The organism is Kribbella sp. VKM Ac-2568 (genome assembly GCF_004345365.1).
GTDB classification, from domain to species: Bacteria; Actinomycetota; Actinomycetes; order Propionibacteriales; family Kribbellaceae; genus Kribbella; species Kribbella orskensis.
In genome coordinates this window covers 203,414-224,865 of the sequence record NZ_SLVF01000014.1, presented here as the reverse complement: position 1 = coordinate 224,865, position 21,452 = coordinate 203,414, and the positions used below count along the sequence as shown (strand labels likewise).

The 21,452-nt window shown below is 66.0% G+C and carries 25 protein-coding genes; 14 read left to right on the top strand and 11 right to left on the bottom strand.

The window, feature by feature from the left end; translation table 11 throughout:
• Nucleotides 1-44 precede the first annotated feature (44 nt).
• Nucleotides 45-815, bottom strand: a complete 771-nt coding sequence (locus EV648_RS34535) for a FadR/GntR family transcriptional regulator (protein ID WP_241995886.1) — start codon at nucleotides 813-815, stop codon at nucleotides 45-47.
• A 174-nt stretch (nucleotides 816-989) separates the two neighbouring features.
• On the opposite strand from EV648_RS34535, the gene EV648_RS34530 reads away from it, so the two are divergent.
• From EV648_RS34530 to EV648_RS34485, 11 genes are all read left to right on the top strand, one after another.
• Nucleotides 990-2,501 carry an ABC transporter substrate-binding protein gene (locus EV648_RS34530; protein WP_132299300.1) on the top strand — a complete coding sequence of 504 codons (1,512 nt, stop codon included), beginning with the start codon at nucleotides 990-992 and terminating at the stop codon, nucleotides 2,499-2,501.
• Between the two features lie 27 nt (nucleotides 2,502-2,528).
• Nucleotides 2,529-3,473, top strand: coding sequence for an ABC transporter permease (locus EV648_RS34525; protein ID WP_370452761.1), 945 nt, complete (start codon nucleotides 2,529-2,531; stop codon nucleotides 3,471-3,473).
• Nucleotides 3,470-4,288 carry an ABC transporter permease gene (locus tag EV648_RS34520; protein ID WP_132299298.1) on the top strand — a complete coding sequence of 273 codons (819 nt, stop codon included), beginning with the start codon at nucleotides 3,470-3,472 and terminating at the stop codon, nucleotides 4,286-4,288. The genes EV648_RS34525 and EV648_RS34520 overlap by 4 nt, the downstream gene beginning before the upstream one ends.
• The gene (locus EV648_RS34515) at nucleotides 4,285-5,247 is read left to right on the top strand and encodes an ABC transporter ATP-binding protein (protein WP_132299297.1); all 963 of its coding nucleotides are present in this window, start codon (nucleotides 4,285-4,287) and stop codon (nucleotides 5,245-5,247) included. Before EV648_RS34520 ends, EV648_RS34515 begins: the two co-directional genes overlap by 4 nt.
• The gene (locus tag EV648_RS34510) at nucleotides 5,240-6,139 is read left to right on the top strand and encodes an ATP-binding cassette domain-containing protein (RefSeq protein WP_241995885.1); all 900 of its coding nucleotides are present in this window, start codon (nucleotides 5,240-5,242) and stop codon (nucleotides 6,137-6,139) included. The genes EV648_RS34515 and EV648_RS34510 overlap by 8 nt, the downstream gene beginning before the upstream one ends.
• Nucleotides 6,136-7,662 (top strand): aldehyde dehydrogenase family protein, encoded by a 1,527-nt coding sequence (locus EV648_RS34505; RefSeq protein WP_132299296.1) that lies wholly within the window; start codon nucleotides 6,136-6,138, stop codon nucleotides 7,660-7,662. The genes EV648_RS34510 and EV648_RS34505 overlap by 4 nt, the downstream gene beginning before the upstream one ends.
• A gap of 73 nt (nucleotides 7,663-7,735) precedes the next feature.
• A complete protein-coding gene (locus EV648_RS34500) occupies nucleotides 7,736-8,509 on the top strand; it encodes an SDR family NAD(P)-dependent oxidoreductase (protein ID WP_132197390.1) in 774 nt (257 codons plus the stop codon).
• Between the two features lie 20 nt (nucleotides 8,510-8,529).
• Nucleotides 8,530-9,915 carry an amidase gene (locus EV648_RS34495; protein WP_132299295.1) on the top strand — a complete coding sequence of 462 codons (1,386 nt, stop codon included), beginning with the start codon at nucleotides 8,530-8,532 and terminating at the stop codon, nucleotides 9,913-9,915.
• Between the two features lie 76 nt (nucleotides 9,916-9,991).
• Nucleotides 9,992-10,138, top strand: coding sequence for a hypothetical protein (locus tag EV648_RS44445; protein WP_241995884.1), 147 nt, complete (start codon nucleotides 9,992-9,994; stop codon nucleotides 10,136-10,138).
• Nucleotides 10,135-10,992 (top strand): RNA polymerase subunit sigma-70, encoded by an 858-nt coding sequence (locus EV648_RS34490; RefSeq protein ID WP_370452760.1) that lies wholly within the window; start codon nucleotides 10,135-10,137, stop codon nucleotides 10,990-10,992. Before EV648_RS44445 ends, EV648_RS34490 begins: the two co-directional genes overlap by 4 nt.
• 53 nt (nucleotides 10,993-11,045) lie before the next feature.
• Entirely contained in the window at nucleotides 11,046-11,999 is a 954-nt protein-coding gene (locus EV648_RS34485) for a nitronate monooxygenase family protein (protein WP_132299294.1), read from the top strand.
• Here the strand turns inward: EV648_RS34485 and EV648_RS34480 are convergent, their stop codons facing one another.
• From EV648_RS34480 to EV648_RS43475, 5 genes are all read right to left on the bottom strand, one after another.
• Nucleotides 12,000-12,812: a L,D-transpeptidase family protein gene (locus EV648_RS34480; RefSeq protein WP_132299293.1), complete on the bottom strand. Its 813-nt coding sequence runs from the start codon at nucleotides 12,810-12,812 to the stop codon at nucleotides 12,000-12,002.
• A gap of 89 nt (nucleotides 12,813-12,901) precedes the next feature.
• The gene (locus EV648_RS34475) at nucleotides 12,902-13,291 is read right to left on the bottom strand and encodes a VOC family protein (protein ID WP_158294151.1); all 390 of its coding nucleotides are present in this window, start codon (nucleotides 13,289-13,291) and stop codon (nucleotides 12,902-12,904) included.
• A gap of 107 nt (nucleotides 13,292-13,398) precedes the next feature.
• Nucleotides 13,399-13,911 (bottom strand): GNAT family N-acetyltransferase, encoded by a 513-nt coding sequence (locus tag EV648_RS34470; RefSeq protein WP_241995883.1) that lies wholly within the window; start codon nucleotides 13,909-13,911, stop codon nucleotides 13,399-13,401.
• 243 nt (nucleotides 13,912-14,154) lie between these two features.
• On the bottom strand, nucleotides 14,155-14,559 hold the full coding sequence (locus EV648_RS34465) for a hypothetical protein (protein ID WP_132299290.1): 405 nt from the start codon (nucleotides 14,557-14,559) through the stop codon (nucleotides 14,155-14,157).
• Nucleotides 14,560-14,617: 58 nt separating this feature from the next.
• Nucleotides 14,618-15,511: an SEC-C metal-binding domain-containing protein gene (locus tag EV648_RS43475; RefSeq protein ID WP_199234975.1), complete on the bottom strand. Its 894-nt coding sequence runs from the start codon at nucleotides 15,509-15,511 to the stop codon at nucleotides 14,618-14,620.
• A 218-nt stretch (nucleotides 15,512-15,729) separates the two neighbouring features.
• Between EV648_RS43475 and EV648_RS34455 the strand changes: the two genes are divergently transcribed.
• Complete coding sequence (locus tag EV648_RS34455) at nucleotides 15,730-16,617, top strand: LysR family transcriptional regulator (RefSeq protein ID WP_132299289.1); 888 nt, start codon at nucleotides 15,730-15,732, stop codon at nucleotides 16,615-16,617.
• A gap of 167 nt (nucleotides 16,618-16,784) precedes the next feature.
• Here EV648_RS34455 and EV648_RS34450 read toward each other — a convergent pair whose 3' ends face one another.
• Together EV648_RS34450 and EV648_RS34445 are read right to left on the bottom strand one after the other, a co-directional pair.
• Entirely contained in the window at nucleotides 16,785-17,480 is a 696-nt protein-coding gene (locus EV648_RS34450) for a hypothetical protein (protein ID WP_132299288.1), read from the bottom strand.
• Nucleotides 17,481-17,522: 42 nt separating this feature from the next.
• Nucleotides 17,523-18,014: an aldo/keto reductase gene (locus EV648_RS34445; RefSeq protein ID WP_241995882.1), complete on the bottom strand. Its 492-nt coding sequence runs from the start codon at nucleotides 18,012-18,014 to the stop codon at nucleotides 17,523-17,525.
• 140 nt (nucleotides 18,015-18,154) lie between these two features.
• On the opposite strand from EV648_RS34445, the gene EV648_RS34440 reads away from it, so the two are divergent.
• A complete protein-coding gene (locus EV648_RS34440; protein ID WP_132299287.1) occupies nucleotides 18,155-18,364 on the top strand; it encodes a hypothetical protein in 210 nt (69 codons plus the stop codon).
• Between the two features lie 387 nt (nucleotides 18,365-18,751).
• Here the strand turns inward: EV648_RS34440 and EV648_RS34435 are convergent, their stop codons facing one another.
• From EV648_RS34435 to EV648_RS34425, 3 genes are all read right to left on the bottom strand, one after another.
• Nucleotides 18,752-19,186, bottom strand: a complete 435-nt coding sequence (locus EV648_RS34435; protein ID WP_132299286.1) for a hypothetical protein — start codon at nucleotides 19,184-19,186, stop codon at nucleotides 18,752-18,754.
• An 8-nt stretch (nucleotides 19,187-19,194) separates the two neighbouring features.
• A complete protein-coding gene (locus EV648_RS34430) occupies nucleotides 19,195-19,647 on the bottom strand; it encodes a hypothetical protein (protein WP_132299285.1) in 453 nt (150 codons plus the stop codon).
• Between the two features lie 286 nt (nucleotides 19,648-19,933).
• Complete coding sequence (locus EV648_RS34425) at nucleotides 19,934-20,194, bottom strand: hypothetical protein (protein WP_132299284.1); 261 nt, start codon at nucleotides 20,192-20,194, stop codon at nucleotides 19,934-19,936.
• A gap of 161 nt (nucleotides 20,195-20,355) precedes the next feature.
• On the opposite strand from EV648_RS34425, the gene EV648_RS34420 reads away from it, so the two are divergent.
• Nucleotides 20,356-21,450, top strand: a complete 1,095-nt coding sequence (locus tag EV648_RS34420; protein WP_241995881.1) for a helix-turn-helix transcriptional regulator — start codon at nucleotides 20,356-20,358, stop codon at nucleotides 21,448-21,450.
• Nucleotides 21,451-21,452: the final 2 nt, after the last annotated feature.

Sequence of the window (21,452 nt, the reverse complement as noted above, 5' to 3'; positions counted from 1 at the left end):
GGTACGAGCGGCCGGTGCGGCCGTGGTTACCAGCCGCCGGGCGGCTAGTCGTCGATCAGGGCTCGGAGGGGTTCTCGTTCCGGGGCCGGGACGTAGCTGGCGTAGTAGTCGTAGAGGTTCTGGCGGGCGATCCGGGCGGCGGCGTGACCGTCGCCGGCGCGGATCGCCTCGACCACCTCGGCATGGTGCTGCAGTGACTCGAGCATCAGCGCGCGGCTGTTCGCGGCGTGCGTGACCTTGTCCGCGATCAACCCCAGTACGACGCCGCGCACCACCTCGTTGCAGGTCTGGATCAGCGAGTTGCGACTGACCCGGGCGACGGCGTCGTGGAACGCCACGTCCGCCTCGCTGAACGCGTCGAAGTCCTCCTCGATCGCCTCGCGCATCGCGACCAGGGTCTGCTCCATCTCGACCAGTTGCTCCGGCGTACGCAACCGCGACGCGAGCTGGATCGCCGCGCCGTCCATGATCATCCGGAACGCGATCAGCTCGCTCAGGGTCAGCTCGTCCACGCGCGCCAGCCGGGTCATCTGCTTGCGCAGTGGGCCGGCGGAGAACGGCAGTATCTCCGGGCCGTTCGGATCGCCCGGCCGGGAACGGACGACACCGTTGCTCTCCAGTACCCGGAGCGCCTCGCGCACGGTCGACCGGCTGACCGCGAACTGGGTGACGAGCTCCCGCTCACTGGGGAGCCGTTGGCCAGGGGCGAGGTCACCGCGGACGAGCGCTTCCTCGATCTGCTCGACGATCCGCTGGTAGGCGCGGACGGGCTGCACCGGCTGGAACCGCAGTCCCTTCGCCATCTCGGCCCCCATCGCTTGACAGTCCGTTCGGTAGCGACAAACCTAGTGGCCTATTGAGACCTAGTCCACTGGTCTGACCAGCTGAACTCTGGCACGGTCATCGGCGATCCGGTGGCGTGGCCGCACCGATGGACAGGCAAAATGCGGCGAATGAGGGCAACAGCCGGCGGCACCAGAGGAGTTCGCGTGAAGTCGTATCCCACCCGAGCGGTCGCACTGCTCGCAACCGCCGGACTCCTGGTCGTCACGGCCTGCTCGGCCGGCTCGAGTACGTCGTCGGGCTCGTCCCCGGGCGCCGACCAGTCGCTCTCGATCGGCCTGGTCGCCGAGCCGGCCAGCCTCGACTTCACCACCACGGACGGTGCCGCGATCCCGCAGGCGCTGCTCGGCAACGTCTACAACGGACTCGTCAAGCAGGACGAGACCGGCAAGATCGTGCCGGACCTGGCGAAGTCGTGGACCGTCTCGCCGGACCGCAAGACCTACACCTTCACCCTGGTCGACAACGCGAAGTTCACCAACGGCGCCGCGTTCACCGCAGCCGACGCGGTCTTCAGCATCAACCAGGTGAAGACCAAGTGGACGACCTCGCTGAAGGCTGCGATGGACGTCGTCCAGAACGCGAAGGCCGACTCGCCCACCAAGCTCACGGTGACGCTTGCCAAGCCGAGCAACGACTGGCTGTTCCGGATGACCACCCGGATCGGCGCGATGTTCTCCCAGACCGGCGTCGACAAGCTCGCCACAGACCCGGTCGGCACCGGCCCGTACAAGCTGGGCTCGTGGAAGCGCGGCGACTCGATCGTGCTGCAGCGCAGCGACACCTACTGGGGGACGAAGCCGTTCTTCAACCAGGTCACGCTGAAATACTTCAAGGACCCGACCGCGCTGAACAACGCGCTGCTGACCGGCACGATCAACGTGGTCGGCACGGTGCAGGCGCCGGAGGCCCTCAGCCAATTCACCAGCAACGACAAGTACCAGGTGATCGAGGGCACCACGAACGGCGAGGTTCTCCTGTCGTTCAACAACTCGCGCCCGGTCTTCAAGGATGTCCGGGTCCGCCAGGCGATCCGGCAGGCCATCGACCACAAGGCCTTGCTGGACACGTGTTTCGCCGGTCGCGGCAAGCTGATCGGTTCGATGGTGCCGCCGACGGACCCGTGGTACGAGGACCTGACCAGCGTCGCGCCGTACGACCTGGCGAAGGCGAAGTCGTTGCTGCAGGCAGCGGGTGCCACCGGCGCCTCGCTCCGGCTCCGGCTGCCGACGTTGCCCTACGCAACCTCTTGCGGTCAGGTGGTCAAGAGTCAGCTGGAGCAGGCCGGGCTGAAGGTGACCATCGACCAGCTGGAGTTCCCGGCCGCGTGGCTGACCACCGTGTTCAAGAACGCCGACTACGACATGTCGATCATCGCGCACGTCGAACCCCGCGACCTCGGCGCCGTCTTCAACGCGAAGTACTACACCCGGTACGACGACCCCACGCTGCAGGCGCTGCTCGCCTCGGCGGACGCGGGCGACGAGGCCACCCAGGTCGCGGACATGAAGAAGGCCGCGAGGCGGGTGTCCGAGCAGGCGGCCGGCGACTGGCTCTTCCTACTGCCGAACCTGATGGTCGCGGAGAAGAACATCACCGGCCTGCCGCAGAACGCCATCACAGAGTCCTTCGACCTGTCCCACCTCGCGCGTTCCTGACCTGCCCACCGAGAGGACCCGATGATCATCCGCCTGATCGAGCGCACCGCGGTGCTCCTGGTCAGCCTTGTGGTCAGCTCGGTGCTGGTGTTCGCGTTCATGGCGGTGCTCCCGGGTGATCCAGCCCGGGTCGCGCTCGGCGTGAACGCGTCCGAGGAGGCCGTCGCGCAGCTTCGCGAGCAGTTCGGGTTGGACCGGCCGCTGCCCACGCAGTACCTCGACTGGCTGGGCGGACTGCTGCGGGGCGACTTCGGGATCTCGTACGTGTCGAAGGCTGCTATCGGGCCCCAGATCATCGACCGGTTCCAGGTGACGCTCTGGCTGGTGGTGGCGGGCATGATCATCGCGCTGGTGATCGCGGTTCCGGCCGGCACGGTGATGGCTGCGCGGCATCGGCACGTCTCCGGGCTGGCGTTGTCCGCGCTGTCTCAGGTCGGTGTGGCCGTGCCTGCGTTTCTGGCGGGCATCCTGCTGATCACGCTGTTCGCCGTGAAGCTGGGCTGGTTGCCCGCGAACGGATGGACTCCACCGGCTGAGGATCCCGGGATGTTCTTGCAGCAGTTGATCCTTCCGGCGTTGGCGCTCGGCCTGGTGCAGGGCGCGGTACTGACTCGGTACGTCCGCAGTGCTGTGCTCGAAGTGCTGCGCGAGGACTACTTGCGAACCGCGCGAGCGAAGGGATTGCGGCCGTTTCCTGCTCTGTGGCGGCACGGTCTGCGCAACGCGGCGGTGCCGGTGGTGACCGTGCTCGGACTGCAGCTCGCGACGCTGTTGATCGGCGCCGTTGTGGTCGAGCGGGTCTTCGTCATCCCGGGGCTCGGCAGCCTGCTGCTGGACGCTGTCTCGAACCGGGATCTCCTACTGGTGCAAGACGTCGTGATGGTGCTGGTGGTCGCGGTCCTGGTCGTCAACTTCTTCGTCGATCTGCTGTACGTCGCGCTGGATCCCCGGTTGCGGGTGAGTTCGCGATGAGGAGGCTGAACCCGAGCCTTGTGGCCGGCGGAGTGATCGTCCTGTTGATCGTGGTCACCGCTCTGGTGTCGTTCGTCTGGACCCCGTACGACGCGACGCTCGTGGATCCGGCCAGTCGTCTTCTCAAGCCGTCGTGGTCTCACTGGTTCGGGACCGACAAGTTCGGGCGGGACGTGCTGAGCCAGATCATGGTCGGGTCGCGGACGACGTTGTTCGTCGGCATCGTGGCGGTCGGGGTGGCGGCAGTGATCGGCGTACCGCTGGGGATCCTCGCGGCGATGTCGCGGAGGTGGTCCAGCGAGGTGATCATGCGGAGCAACGATCTGCTGCTGGCATTTCCCGCGTTGCTGTTGGCAATCATGTTCGGAGCAGTCTTCGGGGCGAGCACGTTGACGGCGATGATTGCCATCGGCATCGCTTCGATTCCGAGCTTCGCGCGGGTGATTCGTAGTGGTGCGTTGCAGGTGATGCGAACGGAGTATGTGTTGGCAGCGCGGGCGGCCGGGCGGCAGCCGTTTCCCATCGCGGTGCGGCATGTGCTGCCGAATGTGGCCAGCTTGATCACCGTGCAGGCTTCCGTGTCGTTTGCGATCGCAGTACTGGCTGAGGCTGCGCTGTCGTTTCTTGGGTATGGGACTCCGCCGCCGACGCCTTCGTGGGGGCGGATGCTGCAGGAGAGTCAGGAGTTCCTCTTCAGTGCGCCGCGGCTGGCTGTGTTCCCAGGCCTTGCGATTGCTCTGGCTGTGCTGGGCTTCAACTTGCTGGGCGATGGATTGCGGGATCGCTTCGATCCGAAGCTGGAGGATCGGCGATGAACTCCGTCTTGGCTGTTGAAGACCTGACCGTGACTGTGCGGGACAAGACGCTCGTGCAGGACGTCTCGCTGACGGTGGATCCGGGGGAGCGCGTCGGGCTGATCGGCGAATCCGGGTCGGGGAAGTCGCTGACTGCTCTCAGCGTGATGGGGCTGTTGCCCGAGGATGTGCACGCTTCCGGCTCGGTGCGGTTGGCTGGGGTCGATCACGACCTGATCGGTGCTGACGAGCGGCGGCTGTCACGCGTTCGCGGGCGGCAGCTGGCGATCGTCTTCCAGGAACCGATGACCGCTCTGAACCCGACGATGCGGGTGGGGGATCAGGTCGCCGAGGCGATGCTGATCCACGACACGGTTCCTGGTCGACGCGCGGCTCGTGCGGCTGCCATTGAACTGCTCGGGCGGGTGCAGTTGCCTGACGTTCTTCGTGCCTATCCACATCAGTTGTCTGGTGGCCAGCGGCAACGAGTGGTTCTGGCTCTTGCTTTGGCCAACGATCCTTCGTTGCTGATCTGCGACGAGCCCACCACGGCGCTGGACGTGACCGTGCAGGCGATGGTGCTCGATCTGATCGTGCGTGGGGTCACCGATCGCTCGTCGGCTCTGCTGTTCATCACCCATGATCTGGCGGTGGTTGCGACCGTGTGCCAACGCGTGCTGGTGATGTATGGCGGGCGGATCGTGGAATCGGGTCCGGTGAACGAGGTGTTCACTTCTCCGCGCCACCGGTACACGCAGGGCCTCATCGCGGCGTCCGACCTCGAATCAGCCGACCGTCGCTTGCCGACGATCCCGGGCAATGTACCGGCCGCCGGTCAATTCCCGAACGGCTGCGTGTTCCGCACTCGCTGCGCGCACGCGACCGAGATCTGCGCAACGGCCCCTCCGTGGAGTGGCACGGCCTCCCGCGGTTTCGCCTGCCACCACCCCGCCCCAGCCTTGGAGCCAGCCGATGCCTGACCCCACGGCCAACCACCGCCCCTCGGATCTTTCCGTGGCCGATCCTGCGATCCGGGTGGTCGATGTCGTGCGCGACTACCCGCGCCCTCGTACGTCGTTGTTGCGCCCGGCTCCCGTCGTACGTGCACTGCGCGGGGTGAGCCTCGAAGTACAGGCGGGTGAACGCTTCGGCATCGTCGGCGAATCAGGCTGCGGCAAGTCCACCCTGCTGCGCATCATCGCCGCCCTCGACCGCGTGACCTCGGGCCAGGTTGTTGTCGAAGGCACCGACATCACCCACCTGCCGGAACGCCGGCTCCGCTTCCTCCGCGAGAACCTGCAGCTCGTCTTCCAGGATCCGATGAGCTCGCTCGACCCGCGCATGCGAGTCCGCGACATCATTGCCGAACCTCTCGTAGTACAAGGGCATCCCGCCTCGGGAGAGCGCGTTCGCGAGTTGCTGGAAGCCGTCGGCCTGTCCGCTGACGCCGGCGACCGCTACCCTCACCAGTTCTCCGGCGGTCAACGCCAGCGCATCTCCATCGCTCGAGCCTTGGCTCCGCGCCCACGTATCCTCATCGCCGACGAACCGGTGAGCGCTCTCGACGTCTCCGTCCGCGCCCAGGTCCTCAACCTGATCTCCGACCTCGTCGACGAACTCAACCTCACCCTGATCTTCGTCTCCCACGACCTCTCGGTGATCAAGCACGTCTGCGACCGAGTAGCCGTGATGAACGCCGGCGAGATCGTCGAAACCGGCCCGACCGGCGACGTCTACGCCGCTCCGGCCCACCCGTACACCCGCCGACTCGTCTCGTCCATCCCGACCCTGCCCCGCGCCCTCGCCGGCGCCACCACCGCGGACCTGTTATCAGGCACCCCGTCCGACCCGCCGAAGGGAGCCCTCGCATGACGGACCAGCAACCCACGACGCCACCCGAACCCGCCGACCAGTCTCAGCCGGGCAAGCTCCCATTCCCCACCGGCCTCCCGATCGGCTCGGAGTGGGTAGCAGCGCCGTCAACGGCCCCTGTGCACTTCCCGTACGACGGGTCAGTGGTTGCTGAGGCGCCCGTCGGGGATGTGGACCTGGCTCGGCAGGCACTCGAGAACGCGCTCTCTGTGCGTTTCGAGGTTGGTCGCCTGCCTTCACATGTCCGCAGGTCAGCTCTTCAAGGAGCGCTCTCCGCTGTCCGCGACCAGCGTGACGCCTTCGTCGATCTCTTGATTCTGGAGACCGGCAAGCCGCTCGTCGATTGCCGCGTCGAGGTGGAGCGGACTCTTCTGACGCTTGAAACCGCAGCGGAAGAAGTCGCCCGCCTCCACGGCGAGACAGTCCCGCTGGATCTACTCCCGAGCGGCGACGGCCTGATGGGTTTCTGGGTCCGCAAGCCGATCGGGGTAGTCATCGGCATCGCCGGCTTCAACTATCCGCTCCTGCTCGCGTCCCACAAGATCGCCCCAGCCCTCGCCGCCGGCTGCCCCATCATCGTCAAGCCCGCCCCGCAAACTCCACTCGCAACCCTCTGGCTCGTCCACCTGGTCCGCGAGGCACTTGCTGGCGCCGGCGGGCCGGCATCGGCCGTGCAGCTGGTCACCGGGGGAGTAGACGTCGGCTCCACCCTCACCACCGACCCACGAATCGGCGCAGTCTCCTTCACCGGTTCAGCCGCAGTCGGCCACCAGATCGCGCGCGACGCGGCCCCCACGAAGGTGCTCCTGGAGCTCGGTTCCAACTCAGCACTCGTGGTTGCCGCCGACGCGGACATCCCAGCCGCCGCCGACGCCGTAGTACGAGGCGGCTACTACGCCTCCGGCCAAGCCTGCATCAGCGTCCAACGAGTAATAGTCGTCGAGTCAGTCCGCGCACCCTTCCTCGCCGAACTAACTCCACGCCTAGACCAGCTGGTCGTCGGCGACCCCCGCCACCCCGAAACCCGAGTCTCAGCCCTAATCGACGACCGCTCCACCCACCGAGTCCACACCTGGATCAACGAAGCCATAACTGCCGGCGCCACCCTCGCCCACCCTGCTCATTCAGCCGCCGACACCTCGACGAGGCCAGAGATCGTCGGGCCGACGGTGTTGTTGGACCTTCCGCACGGGCAGTTGGCTTGGGACGAGGAGATCTTCGGGCCGGTGATCGCGATCCGCTCGGTGCCTGACATCGCCACCGCCTTCCGCACGGTCAACGCGTCGCGGTACGGGCTGCACGCCAGCGTCTTCACCTCCTCTCTAGAGACAGCCTTCGACGCGATCGATCAACTCGACGTCGGGGGAGTGGTGATCAACGAGGTACCCGGGTTCCGCTCGGACGTGATGCCGTACGGCGGCGTCAAGGACTCCGGTACCGGTCGCGAAGGACCCCGCTTCGCCATCGAGGAACTCACCACCACCCGGATGGCAATCATCCGCCCGACACCCCGGCACCCGTGATCATGCCCATGCCCACGCGCCCCTCGAACACATCGACGTCAGCCGCGCGGGCACGGGGAACGAGGAGGCACTGATGGAGCGGGATTACTCGAAGTTGTTCCGGCTCGACGGCAAGCACGCGGTCGTCGTCGGAGCAGGGAGCGGGATCGGGCGCGAGTCGGCGCTGGCTCTGGCGGCTCAGGGAGCCCGCGTGACCTGCGCGGACCGGGATCTCGCCGCGGCCGAGGAAACCGTCTCGCGTGGCGAACACCTTACGGCGTACAGAGTTGATGTTCTCGATGAAGACGCGATCATCCGTGCGGCTGCCGAGCTGCAGGACGTCGACGTACTGGTGTTCACGGCCGCGACCAACGTGCGGAAGCGAATCCTCGACTACACCGGCGAGGAGTTCGATCGGGTGGTCGCGCTCAACCTGCGGGCGTCGTTCGACCTGATCCGCGCGTTCGGAGGACCGATGGCCGAGCGGGGGAGCGGCAGCATCATGGGATTCAGCTCGATCCGTGCTACCACCGTGGAACCCGGCCAATCGGTGTACGCGGCAACCAAAGCCGGCCTCGTCCAACTCCTGCGAACTGCCGCCGCCGAGCTCGGCCCCAGCGGCGTACGGGTGAACGCGATCGCACCCGGCGTCGTCGAGACTCCGCTCACCGCACAGATCAAGGCGAACCAGGCCTGGTACGACGCCTACGCGCAGAAGGGCGCCCTCGGCCGTTGGGCAACTCCCGACGAACTGGCCGGCGCTGTCGTCTATCTCGCCTCGGATGCCTCCTCGTTCGTCACCGGCAGCGTCCTGCACGTCGACGGAGGCTGGACCGCCGTCGACGGCCGCTTCGACCCCCCGAACTAATCGACCGTCTGGAGCCGCGGATGACTGAGAACCTCGCCGATCTGACCGCCACGGATCTGCTGGCGTACTACCGGGACGGCTCGCTCTCGCCGGTCGAGGTGACCGAGGCCGTGCTCGCCCGGGTGGAGTCGCTCGAGCCCAAACTCTGCGCGCTCTACGCCCTCGATCCCACGGCAGCTCGCGAGGGAGCTCGCGAATCCGAGCTCCGCTGGCTCCGCAACGACCCAGCCGGCCCGCTTGACGGCGTACCGATCACCATCAAGGAAAACATCGCCACCCGCGGCACCCCGGTACCGCAAGGCACGGCCGCGACCGAACTCATCCCAGCAACCGAAGACGCTCCCGCCGCAGCCCGCCTCCGCGCGGCCGGCGCCGTCATCTTCAGCAAGACCACGATGCCCGAATACGGCATGCTCTCGTCCGGCGTCTCCACCTTCCACCACCTGTCGCGCAACCCCTGGGATACGACCCGTACGCCAGGAGGCTCGAGCGCAGGCGCCGCCGCAGCCGCCGCAGCGGGGTACGGGCCTATCCACATCGGCACCGACATCGGCGGCTCCATCCGCCTCCCCGCCGGTTGGTGCGGCGTAGTCGGCCTCAAACCAACCCACGGCCGAGTAGCAGTCGGCAACCCCTACCCAGGCAGAGCAATCGGCCCACTAGCCCGTACTGCGGCAGACGCCGCGCTCGCCTTGACCGTGATGACCGGCCCCGACCGCCGCGACCCAACCTCGCTCCCGCGCATCGCGGACACCTACACAGAGCCTGGCCCGATCGAAGGCACCCGCATCGGCCTGCTCCTAGACGCGGGCGTCGGCCTACCAGTGGACCCCGAGGTCACCGCCGCCGTCTCCGCCGCAGCCGCCCTCCTGGAAAAGGCCGGCGCAATCGTCGAACCGATCGCCCCGATCATCACCCGCGAGATGCTGGACGGCCTCGATCGCTTCTGGCGGGTCCGTTCGGCGTACGACATCAACGCCCTTCCCGAAGACCGCCGCGCCAAGGTCCTCCCCGAGATCCGCCGCTGGGTCTCCACCGCCACCGACCTGACCGCGTTCGACGTCTTTCACGGCCACACTCAGATGACCGCCATGGCCACCGCGGTGAACGCCGCCTTCGCGTCCTACGACTTCCTGATCTCCCCAGTCGCCCCCATCACCGCCTTTCCCGCAGAACTCGCCTACCCGACAGACGACCCCCTGAAGCCGTTCGAGCACATCGCCTTCACCGTCCCGTACAACATGTCCGCCCACCCCGCCGCAACGGTCAACTGCGGCTGGTCCTCCGACGGCCTCCCCATCGGCCTCCAAATAGCCGCCCCCCGCTTCGAAGACATGGCAACCCTCCGCCTCGCAACCACCATCGACTCCCTGCAACGGGACCGCCGCGACTGGCCTACGGGGTGAGGCAGTCGCCCACGTCGTCGTACTGTCGTAGATTCGGACCAGGCTCTGAATCGAGGAATCAGCAGAAGCAGTAGCCATGGCAGACCATCTCGGCAGTGACGACCTCCGCGCCGATTCGCTCCGGCGGGACTTGCTCGCGCACTGTTACCGCATGCTCGGCTCGGTGCGCAACGCCGAGACGGTGTCCAGGGACGTCTTCCGACGCGCAGACCTCCACGTCTGATCGGCCGAACCTCTCCGCAGACGCCGCTGTACCGGCTCGCGACCCAGGCCTGTTTCGCTGAAGTCGACCGCATCGGCCGGCGCCCTCTGCCGACGGGTCTCGCCGGACCGAGCGGTGAGCCGGAGGGCAAGCTCGCCCAGCGGCCGGAGGTGCTGTGGCTCGAGCCGATTCCCGATGCGCTCGTCGGGGGCGGCCGCGACACTGTCGGGCTGGAGGTCATCGCCGCCTTGCAGTACCTGCCGCCGCAGCATCGGGCCGCGCTGATCTTGCGCGACCTCGAGGGATGGCCGGCGGCCGAGGTCGCCGAGGTACTCGACGCTCGCCCGCTTGCGGTCGACGACCTCCTGGCAGAAGCGAGGGTGCTCTTCGATCCAGGACCGGGCGACGTCGTCGATCACACCCGACCCGATTCAGTTGTATTACTCGACCGATACGCCCAGGCGTTCGAGCAGTACGACGTACCGGCCATCGTCGAGTTGTTCGCTGACGATGCTGTCTGGGAGATGCCGCCGTTCACCTCGTGGTTCCGGGGCGCCAAGAACATCGGCCGGCTGATCTCCACACACTGCCCGGCGAAGGGCCCGGGCGACCAGGTTCTCGTGCCGATCAAGGCGAACGGCCAGCCAGCCTTCGCGGTCTACATGCGCGACCCGGTCGACAACACGCACCGCGCATTCCAGATCCAGGTCCTGACACTCACAGCGGCAGGCATCATCCACGCCGTCGCCTTCTTCGATCTGAGCCTGTTCGACGCCTTCGCCCTCCCGGACCTCCTGGCCGGCCTCCCGGAATCCGTCGGCGGTCAGCGCCCGCGGTTCCACATCGAGCGCATCCGGCACAACCACAACGACTGACCAGTCCGGCTGTGTGATGACAGCTCGTGGGCCGGGAGAAACGGGGGAGCGATATGCGAACAGGGGTCTGTGAGCTGTTGGGGATTGAGGTGCCGATCGTGCTGGCGCCGTTCGGGCCCTGGGACCAGGTCGACCTTGCGGCTGCCGTCTGCGAGGCGGGCGGGTTGGGAAGCGTCGGTACTGCGGTCCTACCGTTGGCGCAACTGGAGGCTCAGTGGCAGCGGTTGCGATCGCTGACCGATGCGCCGTTCGCGATCAACCACACTGGCCGGCCCTTCAACGAGGAGGCGTTTTTGGCGACGCTCGAAGTGGTTCCGAAGGCGATCTCGTTCCACATGGGCGTGCCGGCGGAGTTGATCAAGCGTGCTCATGATCGCGGGATCCTGTGGCTCCAGACCGTCGGCGATCCCGCCTCGGCGGAGGTGGCTCTGGCCGCCGGCGCCGACGTACTGGTTGCGCAGGGCACAGAAGCCGGCGGGAACTCGGGCTGGATCTCCACGCTGGTGTTGGTTCCGGCGATCGCCGACCTGGCCGGCGCAGTACCGGTGCTCGCCGCAGGCGGTATCGCCGATGGCCGGGGGCTCGCCGCCGCTCTGGCGCTCGGCGCGCAAGGCGCCTGGATCGGGACCCGGTTCCTCGCCACCACCGAGATGGCAGCCTCCGCTGGGTGGAAGGACCGGCTCGTGGCGTCACATGCGCTCGACGCCGTGAAGGTCCGGCACAGTGAGGTGGCGATGCCGCCGTTCACCCTGCCGCAGCTCGGCGTACCAATGGCGCCTCGTGCGCTGCGCACCGACTTCATCGATCGGCTCGAGCGCGATCCAGCCTCGGTGGATGACGCCGAGCGATCACGCTTGCTCGAGTTGATCCGGAGCGGTCATGGTGACGAGGCCCTGCCGTTTGCGGGTCAGTCGGTGGAGCTGATCCACGACATCGTCCCGGCAGGTGTCCTGGTCAGGCGGATCGTGGCCGAGGCGGATCGGATCCTGGCGGACCTGGCCCCGTGATCAGTACTGGCCGTAGACGCTGACCTTGGTGCCGATGGGGGTTTCGGCGAAGATGTGGTGGATCTGGGGACGCATGACCCGTACGCAGCGGTGGCTCGCGGGGTACGTCTTGATCAGGGTGTTCACGCGGGAGCCGTGCAGGGCGATGCCCGGGCGGTCCTTGAGGAAGTAGATCGAGTCGTACATGTACGCGTCGTCGTACAGGCTGCTCTCGTGCGCGCCGGCCCACTTGCGCCAGACCTTGCCGGTGCGGTTCGGGGTGTCGTACCCGGGGCCGCCGGTGGAGACCCAGACGATCCGGCGGTACGTCTTGCCGACCACCTGGTACAGCACCTGGCAGGTCTTGTTGACGTAGATGCCGGGCTCCTTGTTGGCGGCTGGGCGCTTTGTTGCCGTGAGCACCGATCGGACGTCGGCAGAGGTGAGCCCGCCGCGGCTGATCGGGAGGCCGTTGGTTTCGCGCCAGGCGCAGAGGGCCTGCTTCGCGCGCTTGGTGATCTCGCCGTCGACGTCGCCGACCGGGTAGCCGAGGGCGTCGAGCTTGGCCTCGACCTGCTTCGCGTACGCCGCGGGCGGTCGTGGCTTGGGCTTTGCGGTCGGCTTAGCGGTGGGCTTCGGGGTCGGCTTGACCGGTGGAGTGCTGGTCGGTGTGCCGCTCGGGTTCGCGGACGGAGTACTGCTGGATGTTGTGGCGGATTGCGTCGGGGAACCGGACGAGGGCGCCGTCCCGGGATCGGCCGCTACGTCGGCGCAACCGGTGAGGACCAGCGCGAGCAGCAGTGCACCAGCAACGAGACCACGTCGTCCGGACATAGTTCCCCTCCCTCTTCAGTTCAGCGTCGCAGAATCGCAGCCGCACACCTGGAAGACCCGCCGTACGCCGCAGCCGCCCGCCGAGGCTATTACTCCGCAGGGTTCTCCGAGCCCGGCTGCTCCACCCCCGTCACCGAACCGTTGTCATCCGTTGCGTACAGCCCCTTCGACAAGTCGAGCAACACCAGGTTGTTGCCGAACGCATCGGCCACGACAACGCACCGCCCGACCGGGATGTCGAACGGCTCCGTGACGATCCCGCCGCCTGCTTCGACGAACACCTGGGCAGCATCGTCGGCATCTTCGACAAGCCAACTCGGCGCATAGTCGAGCTCCGTCGCAAGCACGATCTCGGTGTCAGCATCGGCCAATGCGAGACCTGCTTGTCCGATCTCGTCGTTCCGCCAGAGCAGGTGGTGGCCGAGCTTGTCGCGATAGAACGCCAACCCACTCTCAAGATCGGGCACCCTCACGGTCACCGCATCGACCTTCCGCAGCAGGGGCTCCCCTCTCGGTGAACCACTGCCGTCCGAGCCGCTCATGCCAGTGCTGCTCGGGTCATTGATGCCGATGCTGCCGGGGTCGTTCATGCCGGGGGATCGCTGCGCAGCCGGCTGTACAGATGCCCATCCCGATACTCACCGGCCCGGAACTCACACGCGCGAATCACGCCTTCAAGCTGGAACCCAGCCTTCTCCAACGACCTCTGCTCAGCCTTGTTCTCCGGATGCGTGGCGGCCTGGATCCGCTGCACCGGTGTATGCAGAAACAAATACTCGGTCAGCATCTTCTGCGCCCGCCACCCGATCCCACGCCCCCGGTACTCCGGCAACAACGAGATCCCGATCTCCCAGTACGTCGTGATCTCGTCGAAAGACCCCGCCGTCCACATGACAAACCCAGCAACCTCCGCACGCTCCTCCACCATCAACTTCCCGTGGTCGTCCGCCAGGAACCCGTCCTCCTCAAAGTCCCGCGCCGCCTTCTGCGCATCCCTGAACCCACCCCAGTCCAGCCCAATCAACCCCGGCTCAACAGCAAACCGCCTGAACATGGCCAAGTCGTCCTCGACAACCGGCCGCAACCTCAACTCGTCCACCACCACACCCCTTCCGCCAATCCCCAGACCCGTCCGACAGTACGACGCCCGGCCGGCAATTCCGGTTCGTCCCACAGGCGAGTAGGAGGCGACCGCGAGGAAGAGGCGACCACGAGGGCAGGCCGCTTCGCCCGCTCCGCGGTCCGGGGCGGCGGGCGAATAGCCGGTCAACTGAAACGAGCCGGTACGCCGAGCCGCGTTGGCTCGGCGTACCGGCTCGTTCGTCCTGTCCGGGCGGCTGCGTCAGAGACCGAGGTCGCGGAGGAACTCAGGCTTGTAGGTCTGCATCACCACATAGTTCCTGTCCGGGGTCTCGACGCCTTCATAGCTGGGCTCGGGAGCGTCCTCGTCCTCGGGAACACTCGGGTCCGTCCACTCCTGCTTCGCGTGGCTCCACCGTGACAGTTTGTAATCGGCGGTCAGGTGATCGTCCGTGACGACCTCACGCACCGTCTTCTCGGCCTCGCGAGCGTCTTCCTCGGTGTTCGCGTAGATCAGCAACCGCGAACCGTCCCGAGTCACCGTCACCTGGCCCCCGAGCCGCTTCTTCGCGTCCTCATCCACGCCCAGCGCCCGCAGCCGCTCCCAGAACGACAACCCATGCTCAGAGTCGTTCAGCTCAACCTCAACGCGGTACTCGTCAGCCATAGGTCCACCTTACCGATCGCCGGCCCCTAACCCGCGCAACCCCTCGACTGGGTGAGGGTCATGGTGGCGGCCTGTTCGCCCCGCAGCACTTCTTGTATTTGGTTCCCGAACCGCACCAGCACGGCTGGTTCCGCCCTGGTGGCCACTCGACAGCCGTGCCCGGGTTGTTCCGGGTGACGATGGTCTGAAGATCGTCGGAGTGCTTGGCGTTGTAAGCCAGCTGTACGAGGCGCGTCCAATCAGCACCTTCCAGCCGAGTCACAACGACCCGGCCTCCGTCATGGGCTCGAAGTAATCGTTCGATCTTCAGGTAGTAGGCGGCGGGTCGCTCCAGCCGGATGGCGGTTCCCGAAGGCCTGTCCAGCGACTCAAGCAGCTCGCGATCCCAGAAATGAAGTTGTCCGTCAACCACCTCGGGTTCATCGATGACGGTGAGTAGTCGCAACTGCTTCTGTCGCGTTTCAAAGTGACCGATCTTGGCCAGCAGATCTGTATCGGTGAGGCGGATCCCCGCTTCCCATCTCAACCTGCGACAGGTTGCAGCCAGATGGAGGAGGCGGGATGCTCTGGCAGGATTTCGGACATTCTCGGGTGTGATGCAGTCGATGGCCGACATGCACAAGTGGAGAGCAACTTCCGGTTCGTGCTGCTCGACCATCTCGACTGCGCGCAGCCACGACTTGCTGAAGATTCGCCACGGCGCCAACACTGCATGCAGTTGGGTATAGGCGTCGTCATACTCGTATTCGTCGAACAGATGCTCGGCATAGTCGAGGCGGGCTGAGTCGGCGTACACGCCACCCTTCAAGACGAGCTCCTTCCAAATCTCTACCGCCTGGTCCAAGTCTCCGTTCCGGAGATGGTCTTGGGCCGCGTCCAACAAGACCGCACCTCGATCGAGCGGCGTCCTGGTCCAGTGAGTGCGGATCTCATCCGCGATCGAGCGTTCCATGCCAGAGAAAGTAAGCAGTCCGGACCTCAGCGAACGGCCTTTCTTGCAGGCTGTGGACAACCGGCTCTCCGGCCTCACCCGCAAGTCGAGTGGGCCAGGCACGCGCTGCTGTCGCCCCAGTCACACGTCGATCCGGGTGCCTAGAACTGCCCCAGCCGATCTCGGCGAGATGCCGTAGAGGAGAATCCGCTGGGTTCGATCGACTAGAGTTCTCAGTCATGGAGCTGAGGCATCTCGAGCACTTCGTCGCCGTCGCAGAGCAGAAGCACTTCACGCGAGCCGCGGAGGCGATGTCGATCTCGCAGTCCGGCCTCTCAGCCTCGATCCGAGCACTCGAACGTGAACTGCGCGCCTCACTCTTCGTCCGCAACACCCGCAGCGTCGAACTCACCGAAGCCGGCCGAGCCCTCCTGTGCGAAGGCCGCCGCACCCTCGCCGCCGCCGAGGCCGCCAAGGACGCCGTCGCCGCAGTACAGGGTCTGCTGCGCGGTCACCTGACCGTTGGTTTGGAGCAGTGCCTTGGGGTTGTGGATGTACCCGCGCTCCTGGCGAAGTTCCGTTCGGCGTACCCGGGAGTCGAGATCGAAGTACGCCAGGGCGGCTCAACCCCCATGCTCGACGAGTTGGCTTCCGGCCGCCTCGACGTGGCCTTCGTGGCAACCGCCGGTCACCCGATCGAGGGCCTGGACCTCCGCCCCCTGTCGACCGAATCCATGGTCATGGTCTGCTCTGCCGAACACCGCCTGGCCAACGCACCCCAGGTCGCCCTGCACGACCTGGCGGGGGAGGCCTTCGTCGACTTCGACCCCACCTGGGGCGCCCGAGCCATCTCCGACCACGCCTTCGCCGCCGCCGGCGTCGCCCACCCCGTCACGATCGAGGTCAACGACGTCCACACCCTCCTGGCCCTGGTCAGCCACAACCTGGGCGTCGCCCTAGTCCCCGAACGCATCGCCGCCAAACGAGGCGACCACATCACCGTCCCCCTCGCCCCCAACTCCGCCGACTCCTGGCAAGTCTCAGTAGCCATCCCCACCGGCTCAGCAGCCTCCCTAGCCGCCGACGCCCTAATCGGCATGCTCCCGACGACGCTGTCCGTCAGCTAGGCAGTCTGAGGCCGCGCCGACAGTGGTCGAGATCAGGACTCTGTGCCTTGGCCGACCCAGGTCAGCCGTTGCATTTCCGGGGTATGCCGGGGCCGATGTGAGCGCCGCCTACCAAATCAACTCGGCGTTGGGTGTGGGTTGACGAGCGCCCCTGGTGGGTTTGGTCGCTATTCGGGCCAGCCGCCGAAGCGGGCACTCGGTTCGCCGCGGTCGGTGAGGAGCCAAGCTTCGATGCGGGCGCCGCGAAGGCTCTGGTCGATCTCGCTCAGGAGGGCGCCGTATCGGGCAGCGTCCGGCAGCGCGATGACGACGCGGGAATCCGGATCGGCACCTCTCATCCGCATCGCCTTGAGCAACGCGCTTGCTAGCCAATGCGATGCCTGCAGCGTTGATGGCATGGGCTTGGGCTCGCCGGCTTTGGGGCCGCGGGCATGCGTCGGGCCTGGGTACCCCTTCACCTCGACCAGGAGCCTCGCGCCGTCGCGATCGGCGATGACGTCGGTGCCTTGCTCCTGTGCCTCGGCGTCCGCGACTCGAATGATCCGCCAGTTTTCCCGGACGAGCCAGCCGACGAGGGCGCCCTGAACTGCAACTTCGTGAGGCCAAGGATGAGCGGGCGGACTGTTTCGCACGGTGATCGGCGGGGGAGCTGACTGGCTGGACACGACACCGCCGGACCGCACCAGACGGTTGACGATCGTGCCGCTCGCTGCGTCCCTGACGAGCAGCCCTTCGGTCGCCAACTGCCGACAACGCTTGTTGATTTGCTGATGTTGCTTGCCGAGTCTCTCGGCCAGCTGGGCGTCCGTCATGCCTTCGGTATGGCTCTCCAGAACCTGAACAACCTCATCGCGGAGCCTCATCTGACCGCCACCTAGCACTAGCCGCGCCTATCCGTACTCCGATTATGCGTCGCTGGTGGATTGCCGCCGATCAGTCCGTATCACCACGAATCGCCCGTACGCCGGCTTTCGGCGTACGGGGGCGATTCGTCGAGCTATCACCAGGCGTAGTCCTCGGGGCCCGTCTTGTAGCCCGGGAAGATCTCGTCGAGGCGGCCAGGCCTTGTCGTCGAGCTTGACGTCGACCGCGCGTACCGCGGACTCGAGTTGCTCCATCGTGCGGGGGCCGACGATCGGGCCGGTCACTGCGGGCTGGAGGAGCAACCAGGCGAGCGCGACGTCGCCCGACTCGTGGCCGAGCTCATCGCCGAACGCCTCGTACTGCTCGATCTGCGGTCGCAGCTTCTCCACGGTCTCCCTGGCGCGACCCTCGAGTCGGCGAACGCCCTCGTTCTCCTTGCGGATCACGCCGCCGAGCAGACCACCCTGCAGAGGCGACCAGGGGATGACGCCGAGGCGGTATTCCTGCGCGGCCGGCAACACCTCGCGGTCCACATCCCGCACGAGAGCGGCTGGCCGTGCTTTGAGGGGGACTGATGGCTCAGGGCATCGAGAAGGAATTTGATCGTCGCATGGTCGGGATCCATGAGCGCGCCAAGGCTGAGACCGGCTATCACGCGACCTAATTCTTGCGGATGCTGAGCGAGCATGGTGGGTTGGAAACGGCGCGCCGATTGGTCGGCAGCAGTCAGCCGTCGGAACGTTTCACAACGTTGTATCTCAAGCACCACCTCGACCTGACCGTCGAACATCTAGTGATTGACGAGTCATTCAGCAGCTTGTGCCCCGTCGAGCTGATCGAGACTGCCAGGGATCGCTTGCGGGACTACGGCATGCAGGTGTAGCCATTGCTGTACGAATTAGCCGTCACCGTGTTCCAAACCGGTGAAGTTCGGAGACCGCTTTTTCTGGTCGGTCACCGCATGGAGTTCTGGTCGCGCGGGGCTTTGCCACCCGATGGCCAGGATAACTGGCTGGCTTGGTCCGGTCGACTCGACTGATATCCACCTGAACCTTGCCGCCGAGAAATCTCGCTACGTCGTTTCCACCACAAGTTGGTAGCCGACCCCGGCGCCGTACACACGATCGCCCCCCTCGGCGGCCACTAGGTGAGGAAGGACGATCCCACAATCGTCGCCAAGCGATCGAACGACCTCATCCACTCGGCTAGCCGGCAACGAATCCATCCGGCATCGATTCGAGTGCCCTCCAGCCGGACGCTGGCCAGAGGTTCAGAGGCTCTTGATCTTCAGTCCCGCCGCCGCACACGCACGCTGAAGATGACCGACCGCGCAGAACGGCTGTCCGGCCAGTTCCCACGCCGCGATCTGAGGTGGCTCACCGGGTAGCGAGAGCACGCCGACATAGCCGCCCGAGTTGTCCACTAGTTCGGGCCACGGCCGCCCGTGCTCGCCCATGACGTCATCCTGCATTTGATAGGCCGCGTACCAACACGCCTGTTCCGTTCCACCCTCCAGGTGCAGCGGAAACTCGTGCCCACCGCGAACGGCTACCACGCTCTCCGGGCCGCGCGAAACATCGACGCCAGACCATTGCGGATCGATCCGGAACTCGATCGTCAGGCCCGTCTCGACGAAGTCAGCGGAGATGCGCTCGGCAACAAACTGCGTTGCCGAAGCGATCCTGTCCTCGGTCCACGTCTCCACGAGCATGATCACACCAGTCTGCACTTGATGAAGAACTTCTGAACAACGCCGCCGTTGGCATCATACGAGGTCCCGGCGAGTTTGAAGACCTGTCCGGTTTTGTAGGTCCGAACCGAACGGCCACGTTTGTCCCGGACCCTTGCCGGGAGGGACCCGTGCGGAGCGTAGCTCTGGTTCTTCCCGTCGATCTTCTGATCTCCGATGTAGATGCCGACGATGTACTTCTCGGCTGGCAGTTTCGGATACGCGCCCCACTGGATGGAGGTGCCCGGGCCTTTCTGCTGAACCGACAATCGGCCGAGTTTGTTCTCGTCGGTGTAGCTCGGCGAGCAGGAGTGAATCGTCTGCGAGTGCGATCCGGGCGTGCCGCCCGCAGGTACGCATGCCTTGGGGGTCAGGCCAAGTAGAGCCACGATCGCCACCACATGGGCTGACTTCCTTTGCGCCACGAGGTCCCTCATGCTTCCTCCGAACGTGGAACGGCTGGCGCGGTACGGCGTGCCGCCACGCACTCGCCCTTCGGTGTTGGGCCCTGCCCGAGCCAGGAGGGCTGGCAGGGGATCGCATAGCCCAGACAGGGACGATCTGCGACGGAGCCGGCATCCGGCAGTGAAGTCTCCCCGCCGGGTGAGAGCTGTGCAGAGCAGTTGCGTTTGGAACAGCGGACGGACGCAGATACAGGGACCAGTACGTCCGCCCGCTGGCTCAGTGGGGGAGAGGCAAGGCCTGCCTCGTTGATCAATCGGCTCACGATGCCGGCTCATCCGTGAAGTGCGGGTCAACGCCGTCCAGGTAGATGACCTCGCTGGCACCGGCGTGACCATGTACTGCCAGCACGGCTCGTACTCCCGCTTCGTAGAAGGTCGTCGACGCGTGTTCACTTCGCCATCGGAGGGAGACCGAGCCGTCTGTCCACTCGGTTCCCTCGGCAACAACGCCGGTGCCGCTGACTCCTGAGACGTCGGCGTGGCGGACCAGGAGGAAGGGCCTCGGAACTGTCGATCGCATCTTCGATGTCACCATCCGCTTATCCACACCCCTGTTGGCATGTCGACAACGATGACGCCGCGTTGACCTATCCTGAACAGACGGTAGGTGGGTGAATTTGGCCGGTTCGCCGGGCAGGAAGGGGGAACCCGCGGGTGCGCAAGCCAAGAACACTGACTGAGATGCAGGGTTCCTCTGCCGCTGGGCGTGACATCGGTGTGGTTTCTGGCTACGTCCTCAAGTTGCTTCGTGGTTCTCTCGGTCGTAGCCAGGCATCCCTCGCGGAGCAACTCGAGGTCGACGTCAGCACAGTCCAGGGCTGGGAGAGCGGCCGTCGCCCGCTTACCTCGCTCCGAGTATCAGACTTCCGTCGCCTGCAGGCTCGCCTCGCAGCGTTCGGCGCTCCGCCGGCAGCGGTAACTTCACTGCATGACGCCGTCGAGGCAGACGGAGTGCTCTCTCAGATCATCGCAGGCGATGATCATCCTGCCGCGATTCAGCAGAACCCTCTTGCGGTGGCTGTCCACCGGCGTCGACTCGTCAATCTGCTCACCTGGCCTTTCACTGGCATCACGCCTCCGCAACTGCGCGATTTGCCTGCCCGACCCGGACGTGGACCTGTCGCGGATCGACCCGCCTTGACCTCCGACGACCGGCGGAGTTTCTTCGACACGCTCCTTAACGTGGCTCATTCGAAAGCGTCCAAGGACATGCCGGTCCTGCGCCGCCAGGCGATCTACCTGCTCGGATTCGACGAGCGCAGCGAGTCTGCCGATTGGCTGGCCGCTCAGCATCAGCGGGCGTTCGCCGGCCGAAGGGCGGAGGATCCGACGAGCGGCATCGCGGCCCGCTCAGCGGCAGTCGCTCTGGCACGCAGGGGCGACGGCGATCCCCTGCGGCATTTCATCAATAACACTCTGAACGACGAGAGGCATGCCGCCGCAAACCTTGCCTACTGGGCCTACTGGCTTGGCGAGATCAACGAGCCTCACGCCGATGACGGCTTCCTGCTGACTGCGACCGCCTCTCGGACCTGGTCAGGAGTCCGCCTTGCCGATCACCTGCTGGAGCATCTGACAGATCAGGTGAACGCCACACTGAACATCCATAGCTTGTGGCACCTTGTTCTGGCTCGGCCTGAACTGCTCACGTACGACACCGACCTCCGCCGAAGGACCGGCGAGCGTGTCGAACAGGCGCTGGACGACGGGCCCGACGTGCACGCCACCGTAGAGTTGAATAACCTGCGCTGTGCTGTGCAGCTTGCCAACCGATGACA